This window comes from Massilia sp. TWR1-2-2 (assembly GCF_049897565.1).
In the GTDB taxonomy this organism is placed as follows: Bacteria; Pseudomonadota; Gammaproteobacteria; order Burkholderiales; family Burkholderiaceae_D; genus JAFCUW01.
Genome location: NZ_JAFCWM010000008.1, coordinates 60,883 through 81,261, shown reverse-complemented (window position 1 = coordinate 81,261; position 20,379 = coordinate 60,883). Strand labels below are relative to the sequence as shown.

Annotated in this window: 27 protein-coding genes; 24 read left to right on the top strand and 3 right to left on the bottom strand. The window is 64.8% G+C overall.

The genetic code is table 11. The annotated features are described in order from the left end of the window. Positions 1-131: 131 nt before the first annotated feature. From ACP7DD_RS09685 to tatC, 24 genes are all read left to right on the top strand, one after another. Positions 132-935: an ABC transporter ATP-binding protein gene (locus ACP7DD_RS09685; protein ID WP_426174563.1), complete on the top strand. Its 804-nt coding sequence runs from the start codon at positions 132-134 to the stop codon at positions 933-935. Then, positions 932-1,714 (top strand): lipid asymmetry maintenance ABC transporter permease subunit MlaE, encoded by a 783-nt coding sequence (mlaE, locus tag ACP7DD_RS09680; protein ID WP_426174562.1) that lies wholly within the window; start codon positions 932-934, stop codon positions 1,712-1,714. The genes ACP7DD_RS09685 and mlaE overlap by 4 nt, the downstream gene beginning before the upstream one ends. A gap of 72 nt (positions 1,715-1,786) precedes the next feature. After that, complete coding sequence (gene mlaD, locus ACP7DD_RS09675) at positions 1,787-2,257, top strand: outer membrane lipid asymmetry maintenance protein MlaD (protein WP_426174561.1); 471 nt, start codon at positions 1,787-1,789, stop codon at positions 2,255-2,257. Continuing rightward, entirely contained in the window at positions 2,254-3,318 is a 1,065-nt protein-coding gene (locus ACP7DD_RS09670; protein WP_426174560.1) for an MlaA family lipoprotein, read from the top strand. The genes mlaD and ACP7DD_RS09670 overlap by 4 nt, the downstream gene beginning before the upstream one ends. 73 nt (positions 3,319-3,391) lie before the next feature. Further along, entirely contained in the window at positions 3,392-4,027 is a 636-nt protein-coding gene (locus tag ACP7DD_RS09665; protein WP_426174559.1) for an MlaC/ttg2D family ABC transporter substrate-binding protein, read from the top strand. Positions 4,028-4,035: 8 nt separating this feature from the next. Beyond that, positions 4,036-4,332 (top strand): STAS domain-containing protein, encoded by a 297-nt coding sequence (locus tag ACP7DD_RS09660; RefSeq protein WP_426174558.1) that lies wholly within the window; start codon positions 4,036-4,038, stop codon positions 4,330-4,332. A gap of 170 nt (positions 4,333-4,502) precedes the next feature. Then, complete coding sequence (locus ACP7DD_RS09655) at positions 4,503-5,414, top strand: ABC transporter ATP-binding protein (protein WP_426174557.1); 912 nt, start codon at positions 4,503-4,505, stop codon at positions 5,412-5,414. Beyond that, entirely contained in the window at positions 5,411-6,178 is a 768-nt protein-coding gene (locus ACP7DD_RS09650; RefSeq protein ID WP_426174556.1) for an ABC transporter permease, read from the top strand. The genes ACP7DD_RS09655 and ACP7DD_RS09650 overlap by 4 nt, the downstream gene beginning before the upstream one ends. Before the next feature lie 14 nt (positions 6,179-6,192). Then, complete coding sequence (locus tag ACP7DD_RS09645) at positions 6,193-6,429, top strand: BolA family protein (RefSeq protein ID WP_426174555.1); 237 nt, start codon at positions 6,193-6,195, stop codon at positions 6,427-6,429. 2 nt (positions 6,430-6,431) lie between these two features. Next, the gene (gene murA / locus ACP7DD_RS09640; RefSeq protein WP_426174553.1) at positions 6,432-7,682 is read left to right on the top strand and encodes a UDP-N-acetylglucosamine 1-carboxyvinyltransferase; all 1,251 of its coding nucleotides are present in this window, start codon (positions 6,432-6,434) and stop codon (positions 7,680-7,682) included. A 9-nt stretch (positions 7,683-7,691) separates the two neighbouring features. Further along, the gene (hisG, locus tag ACP7DD_RS09635) at positions 7,692-8,366 is read left to right on the top strand and encodes an ATP phosphoribosyltransferase (RefSeq protein WP_426174552.1); all 675 of its coding nucleotides are present in this window, start codon (positions 7,692-7,694) and stop codon (positions 8,364-8,366) included. A gap of 6 nt (positions 8,367-8,372) precedes the next feature. After that, positions 8,373-9,704 (top strand): histidinol dehydrogenase, encoded by a 1,332-nt coding sequence (gene hisD, locus ACP7DD_RS09630; protein ID WP_426174551.1) that lies wholly within the window; start codon positions 8,373-8,375, stop codon positions 9,702-9,704. Further along, positions 9,701-10,555, top strand: coding sequence for a DNA-methyltransferase (locus tag ACP7DD_RS09625; RefSeq protein WP_426174549.1), 855 nt, complete (start codon positions 9,701-9,703; stop codon positions 10,553-10,555). Before hisD ends, ACP7DD_RS09625 begins: the two co-directional genes overlap by 4 nt. Further along, positions 10,534-11,628, top strand: a complete 1,095-nt coding sequence (gene hisC / locus ACP7DD_RS09620; protein WP_426174547.1) for a histidinol-phosphate transaminase — start codon at positions 10,534-10,536, stop codon at positions 11,626-11,628. The genes ACP7DD_RS09625 and hisC overlap by 22 nt, the downstream gene beginning before the upstream one ends. An 11-nt stretch (positions 11,629-11,639) precedes the next feature. After that, positions 11,640-12,230: an imidazoleglycerol-phosphate dehydratase HisB gene (hisB, locus tag ACP7DD_RS09615; protein WP_426174546.1), complete on the top strand. Its 591-nt coding sequence runs from the start codon at positions 11,640-11,642 to the stop codon at positions 12,228-12,230. 9 nt (positions 12,231-12,239) lie between these two features. Next, on the top strand, positions 12,240-12,878 hold the full coding sequence (hisH, locus tag ACP7DD_RS09610; protein ID WP_426174545.1) for an imidazole glycerol phosphate synthase subunit HisH: 639 nt from the start codon (positions 12,240-12,242) through the stop codon (positions 12,876-12,878). Positions 12,879-12,920: 42 nt separating this feature from the next. Then, a complete protein-coding gene (gene hisA, locus ACP7DD_RS09605) occupies positions 12,921-13,697 on the top strand; it encodes a 1-(5-phosphoribosyl)-5-[(5-phosphoribosylamino)methylideneamino]imidazole-4-carboxamide isomerase (RefSeq protein WP_426174544.1) in 777 nt (258 codons plus the stop codon). 3 nt (positions 13,698-13,700) lie between these two features. Further along, a complete protein-coding gene (gene hisF, locus ACP7DD_RS09600; RefSeq protein WP_426174543.1) occupies positions 13,701-14,462 on the top strand; it encodes an imidazole glycerol phosphate synthase subunit HisF in 762 nt (253 codons plus the stop codon). 9 nt (positions 14,463-14,471) lie between these two features. Beyond that, positions 14,472-14,894, top strand: a complete 423-nt coding sequence (hisI, locus tag ACP7DD_RS09595) for a phosphoribosyl-AMP cyclohydrolase (RefSeq protein WP_426174542.1) — start codon at positions 14,472-14,474, stop codon at positions 14,892-14,894. Beyond that, positions 14,891-15,262 (top strand): phosphoribosyl-ATP diphosphatase, encoded by a 372-nt coding sequence (locus ACP7DD_RS09590; protein ID WP_426174541.1) that lies wholly within the window; start codon positions 14,891-14,893, stop codon positions 15,260-15,262. The genes hisI and ACP7DD_RS09590 overlap by 4 nt, the downstream gene beginning before the upstream one ends. A 13-nt stretch (positions 15,263-15,275) precedes the next feature. Then, positions 15,276-15,647, top strand: coding sequence for a histidine triad nucleotide-binding protein (locus tag ACP7DD_RS09585; protein ID WP_426174540.1), 372 nt, complete (start codon positions 15,276-15,278; stop codon positions 15,645-15,647). An 88-nt stretch (positions 15,648-15,735) separates the two neighbouring features. Then, positions 15,736-15,963: a Sec-independent protein translocase subunit TatA gene (gene tatA / locus ACP7DD_RS09580; protein WP_426174539.1), complete on the top strand. Its 228-nt coding sequence runs from the start codon at positions 15,736-15,738 to the stop codon at positions 15,961-15,963. A gap of 46 nt (positions 15,964-16,009) precedes the next feature. After that, positions 16,010-16,495, top strand: a complete 486-nt coding sequence (tatB, locus tag ACP7DD_RS09575; RefSeq protein ID WP_426174538.1) for a Sec-independent protein translocase protein TatB — start codon at positions 16,010-16,012, stop codon at positions 16,493-16,495. Beyond that, positions 16,495-17,250, top strand: a complete 756-nt coding sequence (gene tatC / locus ACP7DD_RS09570) for a twin-arginine translocase subunit TatC (protein ID WP_426174537.1) — start codon at positions 16,495-16,497, stop codon at positions 17,248-17,250. The genes tatB and tatC overlap by 1 nt, the downstream gene beginning before the upstream one ends. Positions 17,251-17,330: 80 nt before the next feature. On the opposite strand, the gene ACP7DD_RS09565 is transcribed toward tatC, so the two are convergent. Genes ACP7DD_RS09565 through ACP7DD_RS09555 form a run of 3 tightly spaced genes read right to left on the bottom strand, consistent with a single transcriptional unit; the run spans position 17,331 to position 20,279 of the window. Next, positions 17,331-19,262, bottom strand: a complete 1,932-nt coding sequence (locus ACP7DD_RS09565; RefSeq protein ID WP_426174536.1) for a DUF885 domain-containing protein — start codon at positions 19,260-19,262, stop codon at positions 17,331-17,333. A gap of 46 nt (positions 19,263-19,308) precedes the next feature. Next, positions 19,309-19,794, bottom strand: coding sequence for a hypothetical protein (locus ACP7DD_RS09560; protein ID WP_426174534.1), 486 nt, complete (start codon positions 19,792-19,794; stop codon positions 19,309-19,311). Next, on the bottom strand, positions 19,794-20,279 hold the full coding sequence (locus ACP7DD_RS09555; protein WP_426174533.1) for a hypothetical protein: 486 nt from the start codon (positions 20,277-20,279) through the stop codon (positions 19,794-19,796). Before ACP7DD_RS09555 ends, ACP7DD_RS09560 begins: the two co-directional genes overlap by 1 nt. Positions 20,280-20,379 lie beyond the last annotated feature (100 nt).

Here is a 20,379-nt window from a genome sequence, read left to right as displayed (position 1 = left end):
CCGGAAATATCTGACCCGCCGTTCAGTAGTGTTGTATTCTCGTCGTCCCGACCCGTCCCGAAACGGGCGCGCGCCAGCAGAGATTATCCTTTCTGCACTACAATACGCAATCCCAAATACCGAATAGCCCTGTGTCCAATCTTGTCGAAATCCGCGATCTGCAGTTTGCGTACGGAGAGCGTGTCATCCTGTCGAACCTGCGCATGGACTTCCCGCGCGGGAAAGTCGTGGCCGTCATGGGCGGCTCCGGCTGCGGCAAGACCACGGTGTTGCGCCTGATCGGCGGCCAGATCCGGCCGCAAAAAGGCGAGGTCAAGGTCGCCGGCGAAGTGGTCCACCAGCTCGATACGGACGGCCTGTACCGGCTGCGCCGCAAGATGGGCATGCTGTTCCAGTTCGGCGCGCTGTTTACCGACCTGACCGTGTTCGAGAACGTCGCCTTCCCGTTGCGCGAACACACTGACCTGCCGGAAGAACTGATCCGCGACCTGGTGCTGCTCAAGCTCAATACCGTCGGGCTGCGCAACGCGGCCCAGCTCAAGCCGGCCGAGATTTCCGGCGGCATGGCGCGCCGCGTCGCCGTCGCCCGCGCCGTCGCGCTCGACCCGGAACTAATCATGTACGACGAGCCGTTCGCCGGCCTCGACCCGATCTCGATGGGCGTCACCGCCAACCTGATCCGCAAGCTCAACGACGCGCTGGGCTCGACCTCGATCCTCGTCTCGCACGACGTCCATGAATGCTTCGCGATCGCCGACTACGTCTACTTTATGTCAGCCGGCAAGATCGTCGCGCAAGGCACGCCGGCCGACCTGCGCGTGTCGACCGATCCGTACGTCAAGCAGTTCGTCAACGCCGAGCCGGACGGCCCGGTGCCGTTCGACTATCCCGGCAAGTCGCTCGCCGACGACCTCGGCCTGGGAGCGCGCGCATGATCGCCAATATCCTCGGCGCGATCGGCCGCACCTTGCGCGAAAGCCTGGGCAACGTCGGCTTCGCCACCCGCTCGTTCTTCGGCCTGCTGCGCGTGTCGCCCGGCGCGATGCGCCGGCCCGGCCTCATTTCCGAGCAGATCCATTTCATCGGCAACTACTCGCTCGTCATCATCGTCGTCTCCGGCCTGTTCGTCGGCATGGTGCTCGGCTTGCAAGGCTACATCACGCTGACGCCGTATGGCGCCGAACAAAAACTTGGCCAGGTTGTCGCACTAGCTTTGGTGCGCGAGCTGGGACCGGTCGTCACCGCGCTGCTGTTCGCCGGCCGCGCCGGCACCTCCTTGACCGCGCAAATCGGCTTGATGAAAGCCGGGGAGCAATTGTCGGCCATGGAAATGATGGCGATTAACCCGATTCAGCGCGTGCTCGCGCCGCGCTTCTGGGCCGGCGTGGTCGCGATGCCGGTGCTGGCGACGATCTTCAGCGCCGTCGGCGTGCTCGGCGGTTACCTGGTCGGCGTGCAGCTGATCGGTGTCGACGAGGGCGCATTCTGGTCGCAGATGCAGGCCAACGTCGACTTCCGCGCCGACATCCTGAACGGCGTCGTCAAGAGCGTGGTGTTCGGCATCGCGGTCACCTTCACTGCCTTGTTCCAGGGATACCACGCCGATCCGACGCCGGAAGATGTCTCGCGCGCCACCACCCGTACGGTGGTGATCTCGTCGCTGATGATCTGGGGACTCGACTTCGTCATGACGGCACTGATGTTCAACAAGTAAGCATCAACCAGTAAACAATCCGTTTGGCGCTGGCAGCGTTGCCCGGGCCATTAACAAGAGTTAGGAAATTTTATGCACCGCAAAACTATCGACGTCTGGGTTGGCTTGTTTGTCCTGTTGGGACTGGCAGCGCTGGTGTTTCTGGCGCTCAAGGCCGGCAACATGAGCACCTTGTCGTTCAGCAAGACCTACCCGGTCACCGCCAGGTTCGACAACATCGGCGGCCTCAAGCCGCAGGCGCCCGTCAAGAGCGCCGGCGTGGTCGTCGGCCGGGTCGGCGACATCCGCTTCGACGACAAAACCTACCAGGCCCAGGTCACGCTCGACCTCGACGCGGGCCACAAGTTTCCCAAAGATAGCTCGCTGAAGATTCTCACTGCCGGCTTGCTGGGCGAACAGTACATCGGCATCGTGCCGGGCGGCGACACCGTCAACCTGGCAGCGGGCGACCGCATTAACAGTACCCAATCTGCGGCCGTGCTGGAAGACCTGATCAATCAGTTCATCTACAGCAAGGCTGCCGACGGAAAGGAATCGAAATGATCACGGCAACCACTTCCCCGGCGCGCTCGAGCTGGCGCGGCATCGCGCTGGTATTGGCCGTCAGCACCACGCTGGCCGGCTGCGCCACCGGGCCCAACCCGAGCGACCCATACGAGAAGTTCAACCGGCAGATGTTCAAGTTCAACGACGCGGTCGACCGCGTCGCGCTCAAGCCGGCCGCCACCGCCTACAAGCAGGTGCTGCCGACCTTCGTGCAGACCGGCGTGTCGAATTTTTTTGGCAACCTGTCCGATCTGTGGACCGGCGCTAACAACCTGATGCAGGGCAAGGGCCAGGACGGCATGTCCGACCTGACCCGCTTCGCGCTGAACTCGACGTTCGGCCTGGTCGGCGTGCTCGACATCGCCTCCGAAGCCGGCTTGCACAAGCATAACGAAGACTTCGGCCAGACGCTCGGCGCCTGGGGCATGCCGTCCGGTCCTTACCTGATGCTGCCGCTGCTTGGCCCGTCGACGGTGCGCGACACCGTCGTCATGCCGATCGACATCGCCGCCGATCCTTGGGCCTACAAGGATCCGGTCAACTGGCGTAATGTCGGCACCGGGGTGCGCGCGATCGACCAGCGCGCCGCCGTGCTCGACGCATCGAACCTGATGGAAGAAGCCGCGCTTGACCGCTACGAATTTATCCGCGACGGCTTCCTGCAGCGCCGCCTGAGCCGCATTACCGACAACGGCGACCAGAAGATCAAGTTCAAGAAGGGCGCCCAGCAGGAGGGCAAGCAGGATAACGCACCGGCTGACGCCAAGGCCATCAAGGCAGCGTATCCTGACGATCCGGGCGCCACCGCGCCGGCAGCGGGCAAGCCGGCAGCGCCTGGCGCCGCCGCTCCCGCAGCGGCAGCAGCGGCTGCACCGGCAGCGGCAGCGTCAGGTTCGGAAGCGAAGAGCATTCGCGACGCCTACTCCGACGATCCGGGCCCGACCCCGGTAGCCGGCGAAGCGGCATCGCCAGCGGCCGCCGCGGCGCGCAAACGTGCGCCGGCCGCGAAAAAGCCTGTGCCGGCCGCAGCCGTGTCATCCGAAACGCCGTCGAAGTAGTTAACCAGATTCCTGTACCGCCAATGAGAGCGGTCGCAGCTTTGTACTACCCGCAAACAGAAAAGAGGACCTTATGAAATTGATCAAGCAACTAATCGCAATGAGCACACTTGCATTCGCCGCCTTCGGCGCCGCCGCCCAGGGCAATGAAGCGCCTGACGTCCTCGTCAAGCGCATCAGCAACGACGTCATCGACACGGCCAAGGCCGACAAGGACATTCAGTCCGGCAACCAGCAGAAGGTGATGGCGCTGGTGGACTCGAAGATCCTGCCGCACGTCGACTTCCAGCGCATGACCGCGCTGGCGGCCGGCCGTTTCTGGCGTGACGCCACGCCGGACCAGAAAACCCGGCTGTCGAACGAGTTCCGCACCTTGCTGATCCACACCTACTCGGGCGCGCTGTCGCAGATCAAGAATGAAACGGTTGAATTCAAGCCGCTGCGCGCCGAACCGGCCGACACCGTAGTGGAAGTGCGTTCGCAGGTCAACGTCGCCCGCGGCGAGCCGATCCAGCTGAACTACCGCCTCGCCAAGGGACCGTCCGGCTGGAAGATTTTCGACATCAACGTGCTCGGCGCGTGGCTGGTGGAAACCTACAAGGGCACCTTCGCCACCGAGATCGGCAAGGGCGGCATCGACGGCCTGATCGCCAAGCTGGCCGAGCGCAACAAGCAGCTGGCCAACAAGCCGGTCAAAGCTGGCAAGTAAGCACAGCGATGACGCAAACGACCGCCCAACCGCCACTGGAAACGCTGACGTTCCAGACCGCCAGGGACGCGCTCGAGCGCGGCCTGGCGGCGCTCGCCGGCGGCCAGACCGTATTCGACCTCGGCTCAGTCAAGCTGGCGGACTCGTCCGGCGTGGCCGTGCTGCTGGCGATGCAGCGCGCCGCCCGCAAGGCCGGCGTCGCGGTGTCGTTCGTCAACCTGCCGCTCAGCCTGAAAAGCCTGGCCAACCTGTACGGCGTCGACACCCTGCTGGTCGAATCACCCGCCAACCTGCATCACCATTGATCCTGCTTTATACAATTGCCTGACGCTGCTAGCGCGGCCGTCGGGCGATTTCCCCGGTTGTCCCCTCTCGTCATCCCGCCCTCGCGGCTGATCGGTCAATTTCCCCTATAATTGGCAGTTCCCCCCGCGAAAATCCTTGCCGCTGGATAAATCACGTAAGCACCGAACGAATGACTGCAATTCAGATCACCAACGTCGAAAAAAGCTACAAGCACCTGAGGGCACTGGGCGGCGTGTCGCTGTCGATCGAGGAAGGCGAATTTTTCGGCCTGCTCGGCCCGAACGGCGCCGGCAAGACTACCCTGATTTCCACCATCGCCGGCCTGATCCGTCCAGATGCCGGCAGCGTCGCCATCCACGGCCACGACGTCGTCACCGATTTCCGCGCCGCCCGCAGCAAGCTCGGCGTGGTGCCGCAGGAACTGGTGTTCGACCCGTTCTTCACCGTGCGCGAAACCTTGCGCCTGCAGTCCGGTTACTTCGGCCTGAAGAACAACGACAAGTGGATCGACGAGGTGATGGAGAACCTCGACCTGACCGGCAAGGCCGACGTCAACATGCGCGCGCTGTCGGGCGGCATGAAGCGGCGCGTGCTGGTCGCCCAGGCGCTGGTGCACAAGCCGCCGGTCATCGTGCTCGACGAGCCGACCGCCGGCGTCGACGTCGAATTGCGCCAGGGCCTGTGGAAATTCATTTCGCGCCTGAACCGCGAAGGCCACACCGTTGTCTTGACCACCCACTACCTGGAAGAAGCGCAGGCGATGTGCCAGCGCGTCGCCATGCTGCGCGCCGGCAAGGTAGTCGCCCTCGACACGATGTCGGCCCTGATCCGCCGCATCTCCGGCTCGCAGCTGAACGTGCACCTGGCCAGCGGCGCCCTGCCGGCCGAGCTGCGCCACCTGGTCACCCACGAGCACGGACAGAGCGGCCGCAAGTTCAGCCTGCGCGTCAACGACTATGCCGAAGTCGAACAGATCCTGGCCCGCCTGCGCGAGTCCGGCGCCGTCATCGACGAGATGCAACTGCAACAAGCCGATCTGGAAGACATCTTCTTGCAGATCATGGATGGAGGTTCGCTGTGAAGTTTGTTTCCGTAGGTTTCCAGACCCTGCTCTACAAGGAGACCTTGCGTTTCTGGAAAGTGGCGACCCAGACCGTCGCCGCGCCGATCCTGACCGCCATGCTGTACCTGCTGATCTTCGGCCACGTGCTCGAGGGCCGCGTCGAAGTCTATCCCGGCGTGTCGTACACCGCCTTCCTGATCCCCGGCCTGGTGATGATGAGCGTGCTGCAGAACGCCTTCGCCAACTCCTCGTCCTCGCTGATCCAGTCTAAGATCACCGGCAACCTGGTGTTCATCCTGCTGCCGCCGCTGTCGCACTGGGAGATCATCTCGGCCTACGTGCTGGCGTCGGTGGTGCGCGGCCTGGCGGTCGGCGCCGGCGTGTTCGTCATCACCGCCTGGTTCGCCCACCTGTCGTTCGTCGCGCCGCTGTGGATCGCCGTGTTCGCGCTGCTGGGCGCGGCCATCCTCGGCACGATGGGCGTCATCGCCGGCATCTGGGCCGAGAAATTCGACCAGCTGGCCGCGTTCCAGAACTTCCTGATCATGCCGGCGACGTTCCTGTCGGGCGTGTTCTACTCGATCAGGTCGCTGCCGCCTTTCTGGCAGGCGGTCTCGCATTTCAATCCGTTCTTTTATATGATTGACGGATTCCGCCACGGCTTCTTCGGCCAGTCGGACATCTCGCCGTGGATCAGCCTTGCCATCGTCAGCGCGTTCTTCGTGGTGTTGGCGACGATCGCCGTCAACCTGCTCAAGCGCGGCTACAACCTGCGTCACTAATCAAGGACTTTATCGTGACAACTACGCCTGAACTCATTCACGGCTACATCAGCGCCGGCCTCGAATGCACCCACCTCGAAGTCGACGGCGACGGCCAGCACTTCACCGCCGTCATCGTCTCGACCGCGTTTGCCGGCAAGCGCCCGATCCAGCGCCACCAGATCGTCTACGCCGCCCTCGGCGAACGCATGCGCGAAGAGATCCACGCGCTGTCGATGAAGACCCTCACCCCTGAAGAATATCAAGGATAACCATGGACAAGCTCCAGATCGTCGGCGGCAAACGCCTCAACGGTGACATCACCATCTCCGGCGCCAAGAACGCCGCCCTGCCGATCCTGTGCGCCGGCCTGCTGACGGCGGGCGACCTCGAACTGTCGAACGTGCCGCACCTGCACGACGTCAAGACGATGCTCAAGCTGCTGGCGCAAACCGGCCTGAAGGTTCAGCAGGAAGGCGCGACCGTCATCCTCAACGGCAGCGCCATCGACACGCTCGAAGCGCCCTACGAGATGGTCAAGACGATGCGCGCCTCGATCCTGGTGCTCGGCCCGCTGCTGGCGCGCTTCGGCGAAGCGAAGGTGTCGCTGCCGGGCGGCTGCGCGATCGGCTCGCGCCCGGTCGACCAGCACATCTTGGGCCTCGAGGCGCTCGGCGCCGAGATCACCATCGAAGGCGGCTACATCTACGCGAAGTGCCCGAAACTGAAGGGCGCCAGCATCCGCACCGAGATGATTACCGTCACCGGCACCGAGAACCTGCTGATGGCCGCGACGCTGGCCGAAGGCGAGACGATTCTGGAGAACGCCGCGCAGGAACCGGAAGTGACCGACCTGGCCAACCTGCTCGTGGCGATGGGCGCGAAGATCGACGGCATCGGCACCGGCCGGCTGGTGATCCAGGGCGTGCCGGCGCTGCACGGCGCCAAGCACGCGGTGATCTCCGACCGCATCGAGGCGGCCACCTTCCTGTGCGCGGTGGCGGCCACCGGCGGCGACATCATCCTGCGCAACACGCGCACCGACATCCTCGACGCCGCGCTCGACAAGCTGCGCGAGATCGGCCTGATCATGGACGTCGGCGCCGACTCGATCCGCGCCACGATGGAAGGGCGTCCACGGCCGGTCAGCTTTTCGACCACCGAATATCCCGGTTTCCCGACCGACATGCAGGCCCAGTTCATGGCCGTCAACACGATCGCCGGCGGCACCAGCGAAGTGAAGGAAACCATCTTCGAGAACCGCTTCATGCACGTGCAGGAGATGAACCGCCTGGGCGCGCACATCCGCACCGAAGGCAACACCGCCCACATCGCCGGCGTGTTCCGCCTGCGCGGCGCGCCCGTGATGGCGACCGACCTGCGCGCTTCGGCGTCGCTGGTCATCGCCGGCATGGCCGCCGAAGGCACCACCATCGTCGACCGCATCTACCACCTCGACCGCGGCTACGACCGCATGGAAGTGAAGCTGTCGCAGGTGGGCGCCGACATCGTGCGCATCAAGTAAGCGATGCCGATGAATCCATTTGCCACCGAAGCGAGCGGCCAGCTGATACTCGCGCTGTCGAAGGGCCGCATTTTCGACGACACCTTGCCGCTGCTGGCGGCGGCCGGCATCGTCGTTACCGAGAACCCCGAGACGTCGCGCAAGCTGATCCTCGCCACCAACGACCCGAACGTGCGCGTCATCATCGTGCGCGCGTCCGACGTGCCGACCTACGTCCAGTACGGCGCCGCCGACTTCGGCGTGGCCGGCAAGGACGTGCTGCTCGAGCATGGCGGCGAAGGCCTGTACCAGCCGATCGACCTGAAGATCGCCGCCTGCCGCATGTCGGTCGCCGTCAACGCCGGCTTCGACTACGCCAGCGCGGTGCGCCAGGGCGCGCGGCTGCGCGTGGCCACCAAGTTCGTGCAGACCGCGCGCGAGCACTTCGCCGCCAAGGGCGTGCACGTCGACTTGATCAAGCTGTACGGCTCGATGGAACTGGCGCCCCTGGTCGGCCTGTCCGACGCCATCGTCGACGTCGTCTCGACCGGTAACACGCTGCGCGCCAACAACCTGGTCGAAGTCGAAACCATCATGCAGATTTCGTCGCGCCTGGTGGTCAACCAGGCCGCGCTCAAACTCAAGCGCGCGCGGCTCCAACCCATCCTCGAGGCGTTCGAACGCGCTTCAAAAACGCAAGGCTGATTTCAAATGTCGATCCAGATCCGCAAGCTCGATTCCACGCAACCTGACTTCAAGCACAAGCTCGATACGCTGCTCGCGTTTGAAGCGTCCACCGACGACGCCATCGAATCGGCGGTCGCCTCGATCCTGGCCGACGTCAAGGCGCGCGGCGACGCCGCGGTGCTGGAGTACACCAACCGCTTCGACCGCATCAGCGCCGGCAGCATGGCCCAATTCGATATTGGCCAGGCCGAACTCGATGCGGCGCTCGCGGCGCTGCCGCAGGCCCAGCGCGCCGCGCTGCAGGTCGCGGCCGAACGCATCCGCGTGTTTCACGAACGCCAGAAAGAGGAGCTGAAGGGCTTCAGCTACACCGAGCCTGACGGCACCGTGCTCGGGCAGCGCATCACGCCGCTCGACCGGGTCGGCATCTACGTCCCCGGCGGCAAGGCCGCGTATCCGTCGTCGGTGCTGATGAACGCCATTCCGGCCAAGGTGGCCGGCGTGGCCGAGATCATCATGGTGGTGCCCACGCCCGACGGCGTGAAGAACCAGATGGTGCTGGCGGCGGCGGCGATTGCCGGCGTCACCCGCGTCATCACCATCGGCGGCGCCCAGGCAGTCGGCGCCCTCGCCTACGGCACCGCCACGATTGGCGCGGTCGACAAGATCGTCGGCCCCGGCAACGCCTACGTGGCGGCGGCCAAGCGCCGCGTGTTCGGCACCGTCGGCATCGACATGATTGCCGGCCCGTCCGAGATCCTGGTGCTGTGCGACGGCAGCACCGACCCGGACTGGGTGGCGATGGACCTGTTCTCGCAGGCCGAGCACGACGAGCTGGCGCAGGCCATCATGCTGTGCCCGGACGCGGACTACATCGCGCGCGTTGAAGCGAGTATCCACAAGCTGCTGCCGACGATGCCGCGCCAGGACGTCATCCGCACGTCGCTGCTTGATCGCGGCGCACTGGTGAAAGTACGTGACATGGAAGAAGCGTGCGAAATCGCCAACGCCATCGCCGCCGAGCACCTCGAGATCTCCGCCGAGGAACCGCAGCAGTGGGCCGACTTGATCCGCCACGCCGGCGCCATGTTCCTCGGCCGCTTCTCCTCCGAGTCGCTGGGCGACTACTGCTGCGGCCCGAACCACGTGCTGCCGACCTCGCGCACCGCGCGCTTCTCGTCGCCGCTGGGCGTGTACGACTTCCAGAAGCGCTCGTCGATCCTGTACGTCTCCGAAGCCGGCGCCCAGACGCTCGGCAAGGTGGCCGCCGAACTGGCCTACGGCGAGGGGTTGCAGGCGCACGCCCGCAGCGCGGAGCTGCGCTTTCAGCCCGTACGTATCAAGCAGCCGTCATGAACGCCTGGGTCAACCAGGTATTCTGCGAGGATGCCCTCGTTGGCCTGGCGCGCATCCCCGACGGCTCGGTCGACCTGATCCTGACCGACCCGCCGTACAACCTCGGCAAGGACTACGGCAACACCTCCGACCAGCAAAGCGCGGCCGGCTACCTGGCCTGGACCGAGCAGTGGATCAGCGCCGCGCTGCCCAAGCTGAAAGCCAACGGCAGCCTGTACATCTTCCTGACCTGGCGCTTTTCGCCGGAGATCTTCGTCATGCTCAAGCAGCGCATGACGATGATGAACGAGATCATCTGGGACCGCCGGGTGCCGTCGATGGGCGGCAGCGTGCGCAGCTTCACGTCGGTGCACGACACCATCGGCTTTTTCGTCAACCGCAAGGACTACTACTTCGACCTCGACGCCGTGCGCATCGCCTACGACGCCGAAACCAAGAAGGCCAGGTCGCGCTCGATCTTCGTCGGCGCCAAGTGGCTCGAAATAGGCTACAACCCGAAAGACCTGTGGAGCGTGTCGCGCCTGCACAAGGAACATCCCGAGCGCGCCGACCACCCGACCCAGAAGCCGCTCGAGATCATCGAGCGCATGCTCAAGGCCTCGTGCCCGCCCGGCGGCGTGGTGCTCGACCCGTTCATGGGCAGCGGCACCACCGCTTTGGCGGCCAAGCGCTGCGGGCGCAATTACGTCGGCTTCGAACTCAATGCCGACTACTGCCGGATCATCGAAAGCCGGCTTGCCGCACCAGGCGAAGCGGCGCCGGCCAAGCCGAAGCGCAAGAGCGCCAAGAAAAGCGAACCGGACGAACCACCTTCAAGCCAAGGAAAATTATGTCTTTCATCGACAACCTGATCGCCAACACCATCCGCGCCGACGTACGCGCCATCAACGGCTACGTCGTCGCCGAAGCGTCCGGCTTCATCAAGCTCGACGCGATGGAGAACCCGTACCAGCTGCCGGCAAGCCTGCGCGCCGAACTGGGCGAGCGCCTCGCCGCAGCGGCGCTGAACCGCTATCCGGTCGCTTCCTACGCCACCCTCAAGCAGCGCATCCGCGCCAAGCTCGGCGTGCCGGAAGGGTACGACGTCGTCCTCGGCAACGGCTCGGACGAACTGATCTCGATCGTCGCCATGGCCACCGCGCGCCAGGACCGCCGCGCCGTCATCGTCGCGCCGGTGCCGGCCTTCGTCATGTACCAGCGCTCGGCGAAGTTCGCCGGCATGGACTTCGTCGGCGTGCCGCTGCTGCCTGACTTCACGCTCGACCAGCCGGCGCTCTTGGCGGCCATCCGCGAGCACAAGCCGGCGGTGCTGTTCCTGTCCTACCCGAACAACCCGACCGGCAACCTGTACGACGCCGCCGACATGGCCGAACTGATCGACGCGCTCGGCGACACCGGCATCGCCGTCGTCGACGAGGCCTACGAGCCGTTCGCCCGCACCAGCTTCATGGGCCACCTGCCCGAGTTCGAGAACCTGGTGGTGATGCGCACCTTGTCCAAGCTCGGCCTGGCCGGCATCCGCCTCGGCTACATGTCGGCCGCCCCGGCCCTGCTGGCGCAGTTCGACAAGGTGCGCCCGCCGTACAACGTCAACGTGCTGACCCAGGTGGCGGCCGAATTCGCGCTCGACCAGCTCGACGTGCTCGACGCCCAAGCGGCCGATATCAACGCCGCCCGCGCCACGCTGGCGGCCGACATGGCCGCGCTGCCGGGCGTCGAAGTGTTCCCGTCGGCGGCCAATTTCCTGCTGTTCCGCGTGCCCGACTCCGATGCTGCCTGCGCGAAACTCGCCGCTGACAAGGTACTGGTCAAAAATATGGGTAAAATGGATGCACTGCTGGCCAATTGCATCCGCGTGACGGTCAGCACGCCGGAAGAAAATTCCGCCTTCCTGACTGCCCTTACCGCAGCGCTGAACAAATAGAGTACCCGTCCATGACCCGCACCGCAGAAATTACCCGCAACACCAACGAGACGCAGATCCGCGTCGCGATCAACCTTGACGGCACCGGCGTCCAGAAGCTCAACACCGGCGTGCCCTTCCTCGACCACATGCTCGACCAGATTGCCCGCCACGGCCTGATCGACCTCGACATCGAGTGCGTCGGCGACCTGCACATCGACGCCCACCACACTGTCGAAGACACCGGCATCACGCTCGGCATGGCGGTCGCCAAGGCGATCGGCGACAAGAAGGGCATTCGCCGCTACGGCCACGCCTACGTGCCGCTCGACGAAGCGCTGTCGCGCGTGGTGATCGATTTCTCCGGCCGCCCGGGTCTCGAAATGCACGTGCCGTGGAAGCGCTCGATGATCGGCGCCTTCGACGTCGACCTGGCGCACGAATTTTTCCAGGGCTTCGTCAACCACGCGCTGGTGTCGCTGCACATCGACAACCTGCGCGGCGAGAACGCGCACCACCAGTGCGAAACGGTGTTCAAGGCATTTGGCCGCGCGCTGCGCATGGCCGCCGAACTCGATGCGCGCTCCGCCGGCACGATCCCGTCCACCAAAGGCAGCTTGTAAGAATCAGCCATGAACAAGATCGTTGTAGTGGACTATGGGATGGGCAACCTGCGCTCGGTAGCGCAGGCGCTGCGCGCGGTCGCGCCGGAAGCGAACGTGCTCATTTCGGGCGAGGCGGCGGACATCGATAGCGCCGATCGCATCGTGCTGCCGGGCCAGGGCGCGATGCGCGACTGCATGCAGAGCCTGCGCGAATCGGGCGTCGAGGATGCGCTGCTGCGTGCCTCCAAAACGCGGCCGATGCTGGGCGTGTGCGTCGGCGAGCAGATGCTGTTCGACCGCAGCGAGGAAGCCGACACCGCCGGCCTGGGCCTGTTGCCCGGGCGCGTCGTGCGCTTCCAGCTCGAAGGCCGCCTGCAGCCGGACGGCTCGCGCTTCAAGGTGCCGCAGATGGGCTGGAACCGCGTGCGCCAGGCGCGCGCGCACCCGGTCTGGGAAGGCATCCTTGATGACGCCTGGTTCTATTTCGTGCACAGCTATTACGCCCAGCCGGTCGATCCGCAGGATGTCGTCGGCGAGGCCGATTACGGTGGCCAGTTCTGCTGCGCCGTGGCGCGCGAGAACATCGTTGCCACCCAGTTCCACCCCGAGAAAAGCGCCACCGCCGGACTGCAGCTGTACAAAAATTTCGTTCACTGGAATCCGTAGATTCCGCCATTTTTTCATCTCAACTAACCGACACCGCCGACCATGCTGCTCATTCCCGCCATCGACCTCAAAGACGGTCACTGCGTACGCCTCAAGCAAGGCGATATGGAACTTGCCACCGTCTTTTCCGAAGACCCCGCCGAAATGGCGCTGCACTGGCTGAAAAAAGGCGCGCGCCGCCTGCACCTGGTCGACCTGAACGGCGCCTTTGCCGGCAAGCCGAAGAACGAGGCGGCCGTCAAGTCGATCCTGCAGGTGGTGCAGGAGTTCGCCCTCGATAACGAGATCGACGAGATCCCCGTCCAGCTGGGCGGCGGCATCCGCGACCTCGACACCATCGAGCGCTACCTCGACGACGGCATCACCTACATCATCGTCGGCACCGCCGCGGTGAAAAATCCGGGCTTCCTGCACGACGCCTGCGGCGCCTTCCCGGGCCACATCATCGTCGGCCTCGACGCGCGCGACGGCAAGGTGGCAACTGACGGCTGGAGCAAGATGAGCGGCCACGAAGTGATCGACCTGGCGAAAAAATTCGAAGGCTACGGCGTCGAATCGATCGTCTACACCGACATCGGCCGCGACGGCATGATGGGCGGCGTGAACATCGAGGCCACCGTCAAGCTGGCGCAGGCGGTGCGCGTGCCGATCATCGCCTCCGGCGGCGTGCACAACCTGGCCGACGTCGAAGCGCTGTGCGCGGTGCAGAACGAAGGCATCGAAGGCGTCATTTGCGGGCGCTCGATCTACGAAGGCACGCTCGACCTGGCCACGGCGCAGGTCCGCGCCGACGAGTTGACGGGCGAAGGGGAAGCCTGACCCATGCTCGCAAAACGCATCATCCCGTGCCTCGACGTCACCGACGGCCGCGTCGTCAAGGGCGTCAACTTCACCGAGCTGCGCGACGCCGGCGACCCGGTTGAAATCGCGCGCCGCTACGACGGCCAGGGCGCCGACGAGATCACCTTCCTCGACATCACCGCGTCTTCCGACGACCGCGACCTGATCTTGCACATCATCGAGGCGGTCGCTTCGACCGTGTTCATTCCGCTTACCGTCGGCGGCGGCGTGCGCCGCGTCGAAGACGTGCGGCGCCTGCTCAACGCCGGCGCCGACAAGGTCAGCATGAACACCTCGGCGGTGACCAATCCCGAGCTGGTGTTCGAAGCGTCGCAAAAGCACGGCTCGCAATGCATCGTCGTGGCGATCGACGCCAAGCTCGTTGCGCCCGGCAAGTGGGAAGTGTTCACCCACGGCGGGCGCAAGGCCACCGGACTCGATGCAATCGCCTGGGCGCAGAACATGGAGCGCCTCGGCGCCGGCGAGATCCTGCTCACCAGCATGGACCGCGACGGCACCAAGTCCGGCTTCGACCTGGGCTTGACAAGCAGCGTGTCCGACGCGGTGAACATCCCCGTGATTGCCTCGGGCGGAGTGGGCGGCCTGCAGGACCTGGCCGACGGCATCAAGCTCGGTCGCGCCGACGCGGTGCTCGCCGCCAGCATTTTCCACTACGGCCAGCACACGGTCGAAGAAGCCAAGCGCTTCATGGCGGCGCAGGGAATCCCGATGCGCCTCGATTAAAGGAACAGCATGACAACCGTGACTACTGCCGGCAATGCATGGCTCAAGAAGGTCCGCTGGGACGAGAACGGCCTGGTGCCGGTGATCGCCCAGGAAGCGGCCAGCGGCGACGTGCTGATGTTCGCCTGGATGAACCGCGACGCCCTGGCCCGCACCGTCGAACTGGGCGAAGCGGTGTACTGGAGCCGCTCGCGCAAGAAGCTGTGGCACAAGGGCGAGGAGTCCGGCCACATCCAGAAGGTGCTGGAGATCCGCCTCGACTGCGACGAAGACGTGGTGCTGCTCAAGATCGAGCAGGCCGGCTCGATCGCCTGCCATACCGGGCGCCACTCGTGCTTCTTCCAGAAGTTCGACGGCGATGACTGGAAAAGCGTCGACCCGGTGTTGCAGGATCCGAAAACGATTTATACCAAACCGAAGAAAACAACATGAGCGTGACACTGGCCCGCCTGGCAGCCGTAATCGAATCGCGCAAGCTGGAGAACGGCGGCGACCCGGACAAATCGTACGTCTCGCGCCTGTTCGCCAAGGGCGACGACGCCATCCTGAAAAAGATCGGCGAGGAAGCCACCGAGACGGTGATGGCGGCGAAAGACGCGCGCGTCGACGGCGACGCCTCGAAGTTGCTGTACGAGTGCGCCGACCTGTGGTTCCATTCGCTGGTGATGCTGGCCCAGTTCAACCTGACGCCGCAGCAGGTGCTCGACGAGCTGGCGCGGCGCGAAGGCCTCTCCGGCATCGAAGAAAAAGCGGCCCGCAAGGACGCCTCGCGCGACGCCCCCGAAACCGACAAACACTGACCGGAGCCGACCAGTGGACAACTGCCTGTTTTGCAAGATCGCCGCCAAGCAAATCCCTTCCGCCGTGGTGTACGAGGACGACGACCTGTTGGCCTTCAAGGACATCAACCCGGCCGCGCCGGTGCACCTGCTGGTGATCCCGAAGATTCACGTGGCAACCTTGTCGGAATGCAACGGCAGCCACACGGAATTGCTGGGCAAGATGCTGGCGCTGGCGCCCCGTCTTGCCGCCGAGCATGGCTGCGCGGTGACCTACGACGCCGACGGCAACCCGGGCGGCGGTTACAAGACCCTCATCAATAGCGGCCCCGACGGCGGCCAGGAGGTGTACCATCTGCACCTGCACATGTACGGCGGGCCGCGCCCATGGCGGGGCCAGCGCTGATTGAGGGCACGAAAACCCAGCATCGCGTATACTGGTTCCGTACGTTTCCACGAATTGAAGGCGCCTGGCGCCGCGCAAGGAGAATATGATGGGTTCAATGAGCATTTGGCACTGGTTGATCGTGCTGGTCGTGGTGATGCTGGTATTCGGCACCAAGAAGATCAGCGGCATGGGTTCGGACATCGGCAAGGCCGTCAAGGGCTTCAAGGATGGCGTCAAGGGCGACGAAGACAAGCCCGGCGTCGTCGTGCCGCCTTCCCAGGTTGCCGACAAGTCCACCATCGACGTCGAGACGAAAGAGAAATCGAAGTTCTGACGCCGGCGCCTGCCCAGCAGGCACGCCTGTCTGACTTTGCCCATCCATGATCGATCTTGGACTTTCCAAACTCGCCATTATCGGTGTCGTCGCGCTGATCGTCATCGGCCCCGAGAAGCTGCCGAAGGTGGCGCGGATGGCCGGGACCTTGTACGGCCGTGCCCAGCGCTACCTGCACCAGGTCAAGTCCGAAGTGAGCCGCGAAATCGAGCTCGACGAACTGCGCAACCTGCACAAGGAAGTGACGGAAACGGCGCACTCGATCAAGGCCGACGTCGAGAGCAGCTTCCAGGGCGCCGCCGACGATGTCGAGGCGGCGTGGCGCGACCATCCGGCCACGACGCCGTCGCCGGCGTCGATGTCCGACCTCGAACGCAAGGCGCGCGACTTCCGCCGCAAGAAGCTCTCGCGTAACGCCGCGGTGCCTGGCTGGTACAAGCAGCGCCATGGCGGGCGCACCCACCTGATCTCGGGCGCGGCGCGCGTCAAGAAATTCCGGCCGCGCGCCTCCACCCCCTCTTCCTTCTTCTAATGACAGATACTGCAGCGGGCGAAGAGACCTTTATCTCCCACCTGATCGAATTGCGCGACAGGCTGGTCAAATCGTCGATCGGCATCGCCCTGATCTGCGCCGCCCTGATGCTGTGGCCAGGGCCGGCGGCGATCTACGACTACATCGCGCGGCCGATGATCGCCGCGCTGCCGGTCGGCTCGAAGATGATCGCCACCGGCGTCATCGCGCCGTTCCTGGTGCCGATGAAAGTGACCCTGGTGATCGCCTTCATCCTGGCGCTGCCGTGGGTGTTCTACCAGCTGTGGGCGTTCATCGCGCCGGGCCTGTACACGCACGAGAAAAAGCTGGTGCTGCCGCTGGTACTGTCGTCTTCGCTGCTGTTCATGGGCGGCGTCGCGTTCTGCTACTTCTTCGTGTTCGGCCGCGTCTTCAAGTTCATCGGCGACTTCGCGCCCAGTTCGATCGCCGTGACGCCCGACATCGAGAACTACCTCGACTTCGTCATGTCGATGTGCCTGGCGTTCGGCGCCACCTTCGAGGTGCCGGTGGTGGTAGTGATCCTGGTGCGCATGGGCGTGGTCAGCGTGGCCAAGCTGAAGGAAGTGCGGCCTTACGCCATCGTCGGCGCCTTCGTCATCGCCGCCATCGTGACGCCGCCGGACGTGGTCAGCCAGCTGGCGCTGGCCCTGCCGATGTGCCTGCTGTTCGAGCTGGGCATCATGGTCGCGCCGGTATTCGTCAAGCATACCCAAGCCCCCGAAGAAACTGCCTGAGCGCCTGCAGCAGGGGGCTGACCCGGTCTTCGGGTCGGACCCTGGATTCGCAGTCGCCAGCCAAGCCAGGTGTCTCGATCCTACTGCATCAACTCCCTGATCACCTTCACCGGCGCGTTGCCGTAGCTGAGGAACTGCTCGTGGAACTCCTTGAGCGCGAACTTCGGCCCGAGCGCCTGCTTGCGCTGTTCGCGCAGTTCCATGATTTCGCTGTAGCCGCTGAAGTAGCTGGTCAGCTGCACTGAACTCAACTGCACGCGGCGCCACTTCTCGCTCGCCTCGGCGTTGGTCTGGAACGCCTGGCGCACCAGCAGGTCCATCGCCTGCGCCTGCGTCATGCCGTTCACGTGCACGCTGTAGTCGAGGATCGTGTTGGTCACCACGCGCAGGTTCCATTTCGAGTACATCAGCCACATTTCGGGCGCGTTCTCGCCGTAGCCCGATTCGAGCATCATGCGCTCGGCGTACACTGCCCAGCCCTCGACCATCGCGCCGTTACCGAACAGCGACTTGACCAGCGACGGCGACTTGTTTGCGTACACCAGCTGCGCGTAGTGTCCCGGCACCGCCTCGTGGATATTCAGGATCTGCAAAATCCAGTGGTTGTACTCGCGCAGCGTGCTTTCGGCATCCTGCGCCGTCAGCGCGTCGAGCGGGGTGACGTTGTAGAAGGTGCGGTCCTGCGGCCGGTACGGGCCCGGCGCGTCGATGCTGGCGCCGGCGATGCCGCGCTGGTACAGCGGCGTCTCGCGCACTTCGAGTGGCCGCTTCGGATCGAGCGTGAGCAGGTTGTTCTTCACCACCCAGTCCTGCAGCACGCCGATCTGGCGGCGGATCTCCGGGAAGAAGTTCTCGCGCGCGACGTGGTTGGCCGACAGCTTGTCGATCACCATGCCGATCTTGCGGGTGCGGTCCTGCGGCTTGGCGGCGCCGCCCATGGTCTTGGTCCACAACTGGTCGGCCAGGCCATCCATGCGCGTCAGCAGCTCTTCGCGCGCGGCCAGCGCCTTCTGGTACGTCTGCTCGGCGCTGCCGGCGGCCTGGATGTCGAAGGCGAACTTCTGTTCGTACAGCGCCTTGCCGATCCGGAAAGTGCGTGCCGACTGCTTTTGCTGTTGCGTCTTGTCGAGCGCGGCGAGGAAGTCGATGTAGCCGATCAGCGCGGAGCCGGCGTTGGCGATGCGCTGCGCGAAAATCGCTTTCTCCTGCGCCGTCAATATCGATTCCTGCGCCGCCTTGCCAAGGTCGGCCAGCACCGTGATGGTGCCCGGCGCCTGGGCGATGGCCAGCTGCGTGTGTTCGTGGGTCGGGTTGACGATGCTCGCCTGCGCCGCCTGGTAGTAGGCCGGCACGTTGGCCAGGCGCTTGAGCAGCGTGCGAAGGCGCTGTGGCTTGGCCGCGTATTCGGTGGTGAGGATCAGGTCGATCGGCTCGGCGATGTTGTACATCGCAGGATTCCATTCGTGTTCGCGCAGCGTGGCCAGCTGAAAGCGGTCGGCCTGCACCTTGTTAACCAGCAGCGCCAGGTCGGTGCGCTGCTTGTCCGACAGTGCGCGCGCGTCGAACTTGGCAAATCGTTTCAGCCACTCCTCGGCGAAGGTGATGCGGGCGGCGCGGGTAGCCGCATTCGGGATCGTCAGGCTGGCGGCGCCGTCGTATTTACCGGCGCGGATCGCCGCTTCCGGATCGAGCCGCCATTGCGCGGTGAGGAACTGCATGCTGGTGCTGTCCATGCGACGGTCCGACGTGCGTTCGGCCGGGCCTGAGGATGGTGCCGCGGCGACCACCGGCGCCGGCGCCTGTTCGGCCTTGGGAGCGGCCTTGCCGCCCTTCGCTGCCGGTGCCTTGTCGGCGGTCTTGCCGCCCTTGCCAGCCTTGGCGGACTTGTTCGGCGCTGCCTTCGCTACCTTGCCGGCTGCCGGTTTGGCGGCCTTCTTTTCTTTGGCGGCGCTTGCGGGCGCCAGCGCGAAGGTCGTCAACAGGACGGCCAGCGCAATTTTCGTTTTCATCATCGTAAAAGCCTTGTTAGTAGGTGCAAACGCGCGCGTCAGGTTAGCATCAATCATGCCCGTTGCGGGGCGTTGATACAATTGGATGCAGGTGCGGTCGATCTGCGCACGGCCCCAGCGCAGCCAGCGCGTCTGCCTGGCAGATGCCGCGGGCCTCTGCCTCCACGCCGGCCGGCAGCCAGTCGGCGAACGGCGTCTCGACGTTGCGATGGCGCCCGCCGGCGGTGTGCTGCTGCGTCACCTGGCACAGGCGCTCGGGCGCAAAGTGCGCGGCGGCTGCGGCCAGCGCAGGCCACAGGCGCCGGTGCACCAGTGTCAGCTTGCCATCGACCAGGCGGCACACCAGGACATCGGCGTGCCCGCACACCGCTTCGAGCACCGGGAAAATCTGTTTGCCCTTCGGGTGGCCCCACCAGCTGCCCTTGATCTTTTCACCGGCGATCGCCTCGGTCAGTTTCGGCGCCGGGCCGGCAGCCGACACCAGTACCACTCCGTGCTCGCGCACGAAGGCATTCGCCGCGTCGAGGTCCATCATCAGTTGATCGCGTTGGTGCGGATCAAGTCCTGCTGGTATGCGTTCAGCGTATTGACGGCCGCCTTGCCGCGCGCGATATTGGTCAGCACGATCTCGTTGGCCTTGGTGAAGCGATGGCCGATGCGCACCGTGTAGGAGCCCGTGAGCCAGCTCCAGAATCCGGGCACGAAGGTCGCTTCGTCCATGTCGCGCCACTTCACGCCGGTCAGGCCCTTTTTCCACGGCAGGATGCCCGAATAGGTCCACACGCCGACGTCGTCGTAGTACAGCTGCACGCTGCGCAGCAGCAGCAGCCGGTAGCCGATCAGGCTCGCCGAGACGACGAACACCACGCCGGCGGCGATCTCGTTCCACATGAACGCCAGCGGCAGCAGGCCGAAAAACAGGATCGCCGCCAGCACCAGCGTGCCGAAATACGCGATCCACGACTTCACGCCGACCACGTGGGCGTTGGCCGAGGCTTTCGCTGAATTGTCTTCTTCCATGGTGCCTCACCGTCAAAAAAAGCATGATTGCACGAAATGCTGGTGTCAGGTCTGACATTCGGACATTTGGCCGGGGAATGTCCGAATGTCAGACCTGACA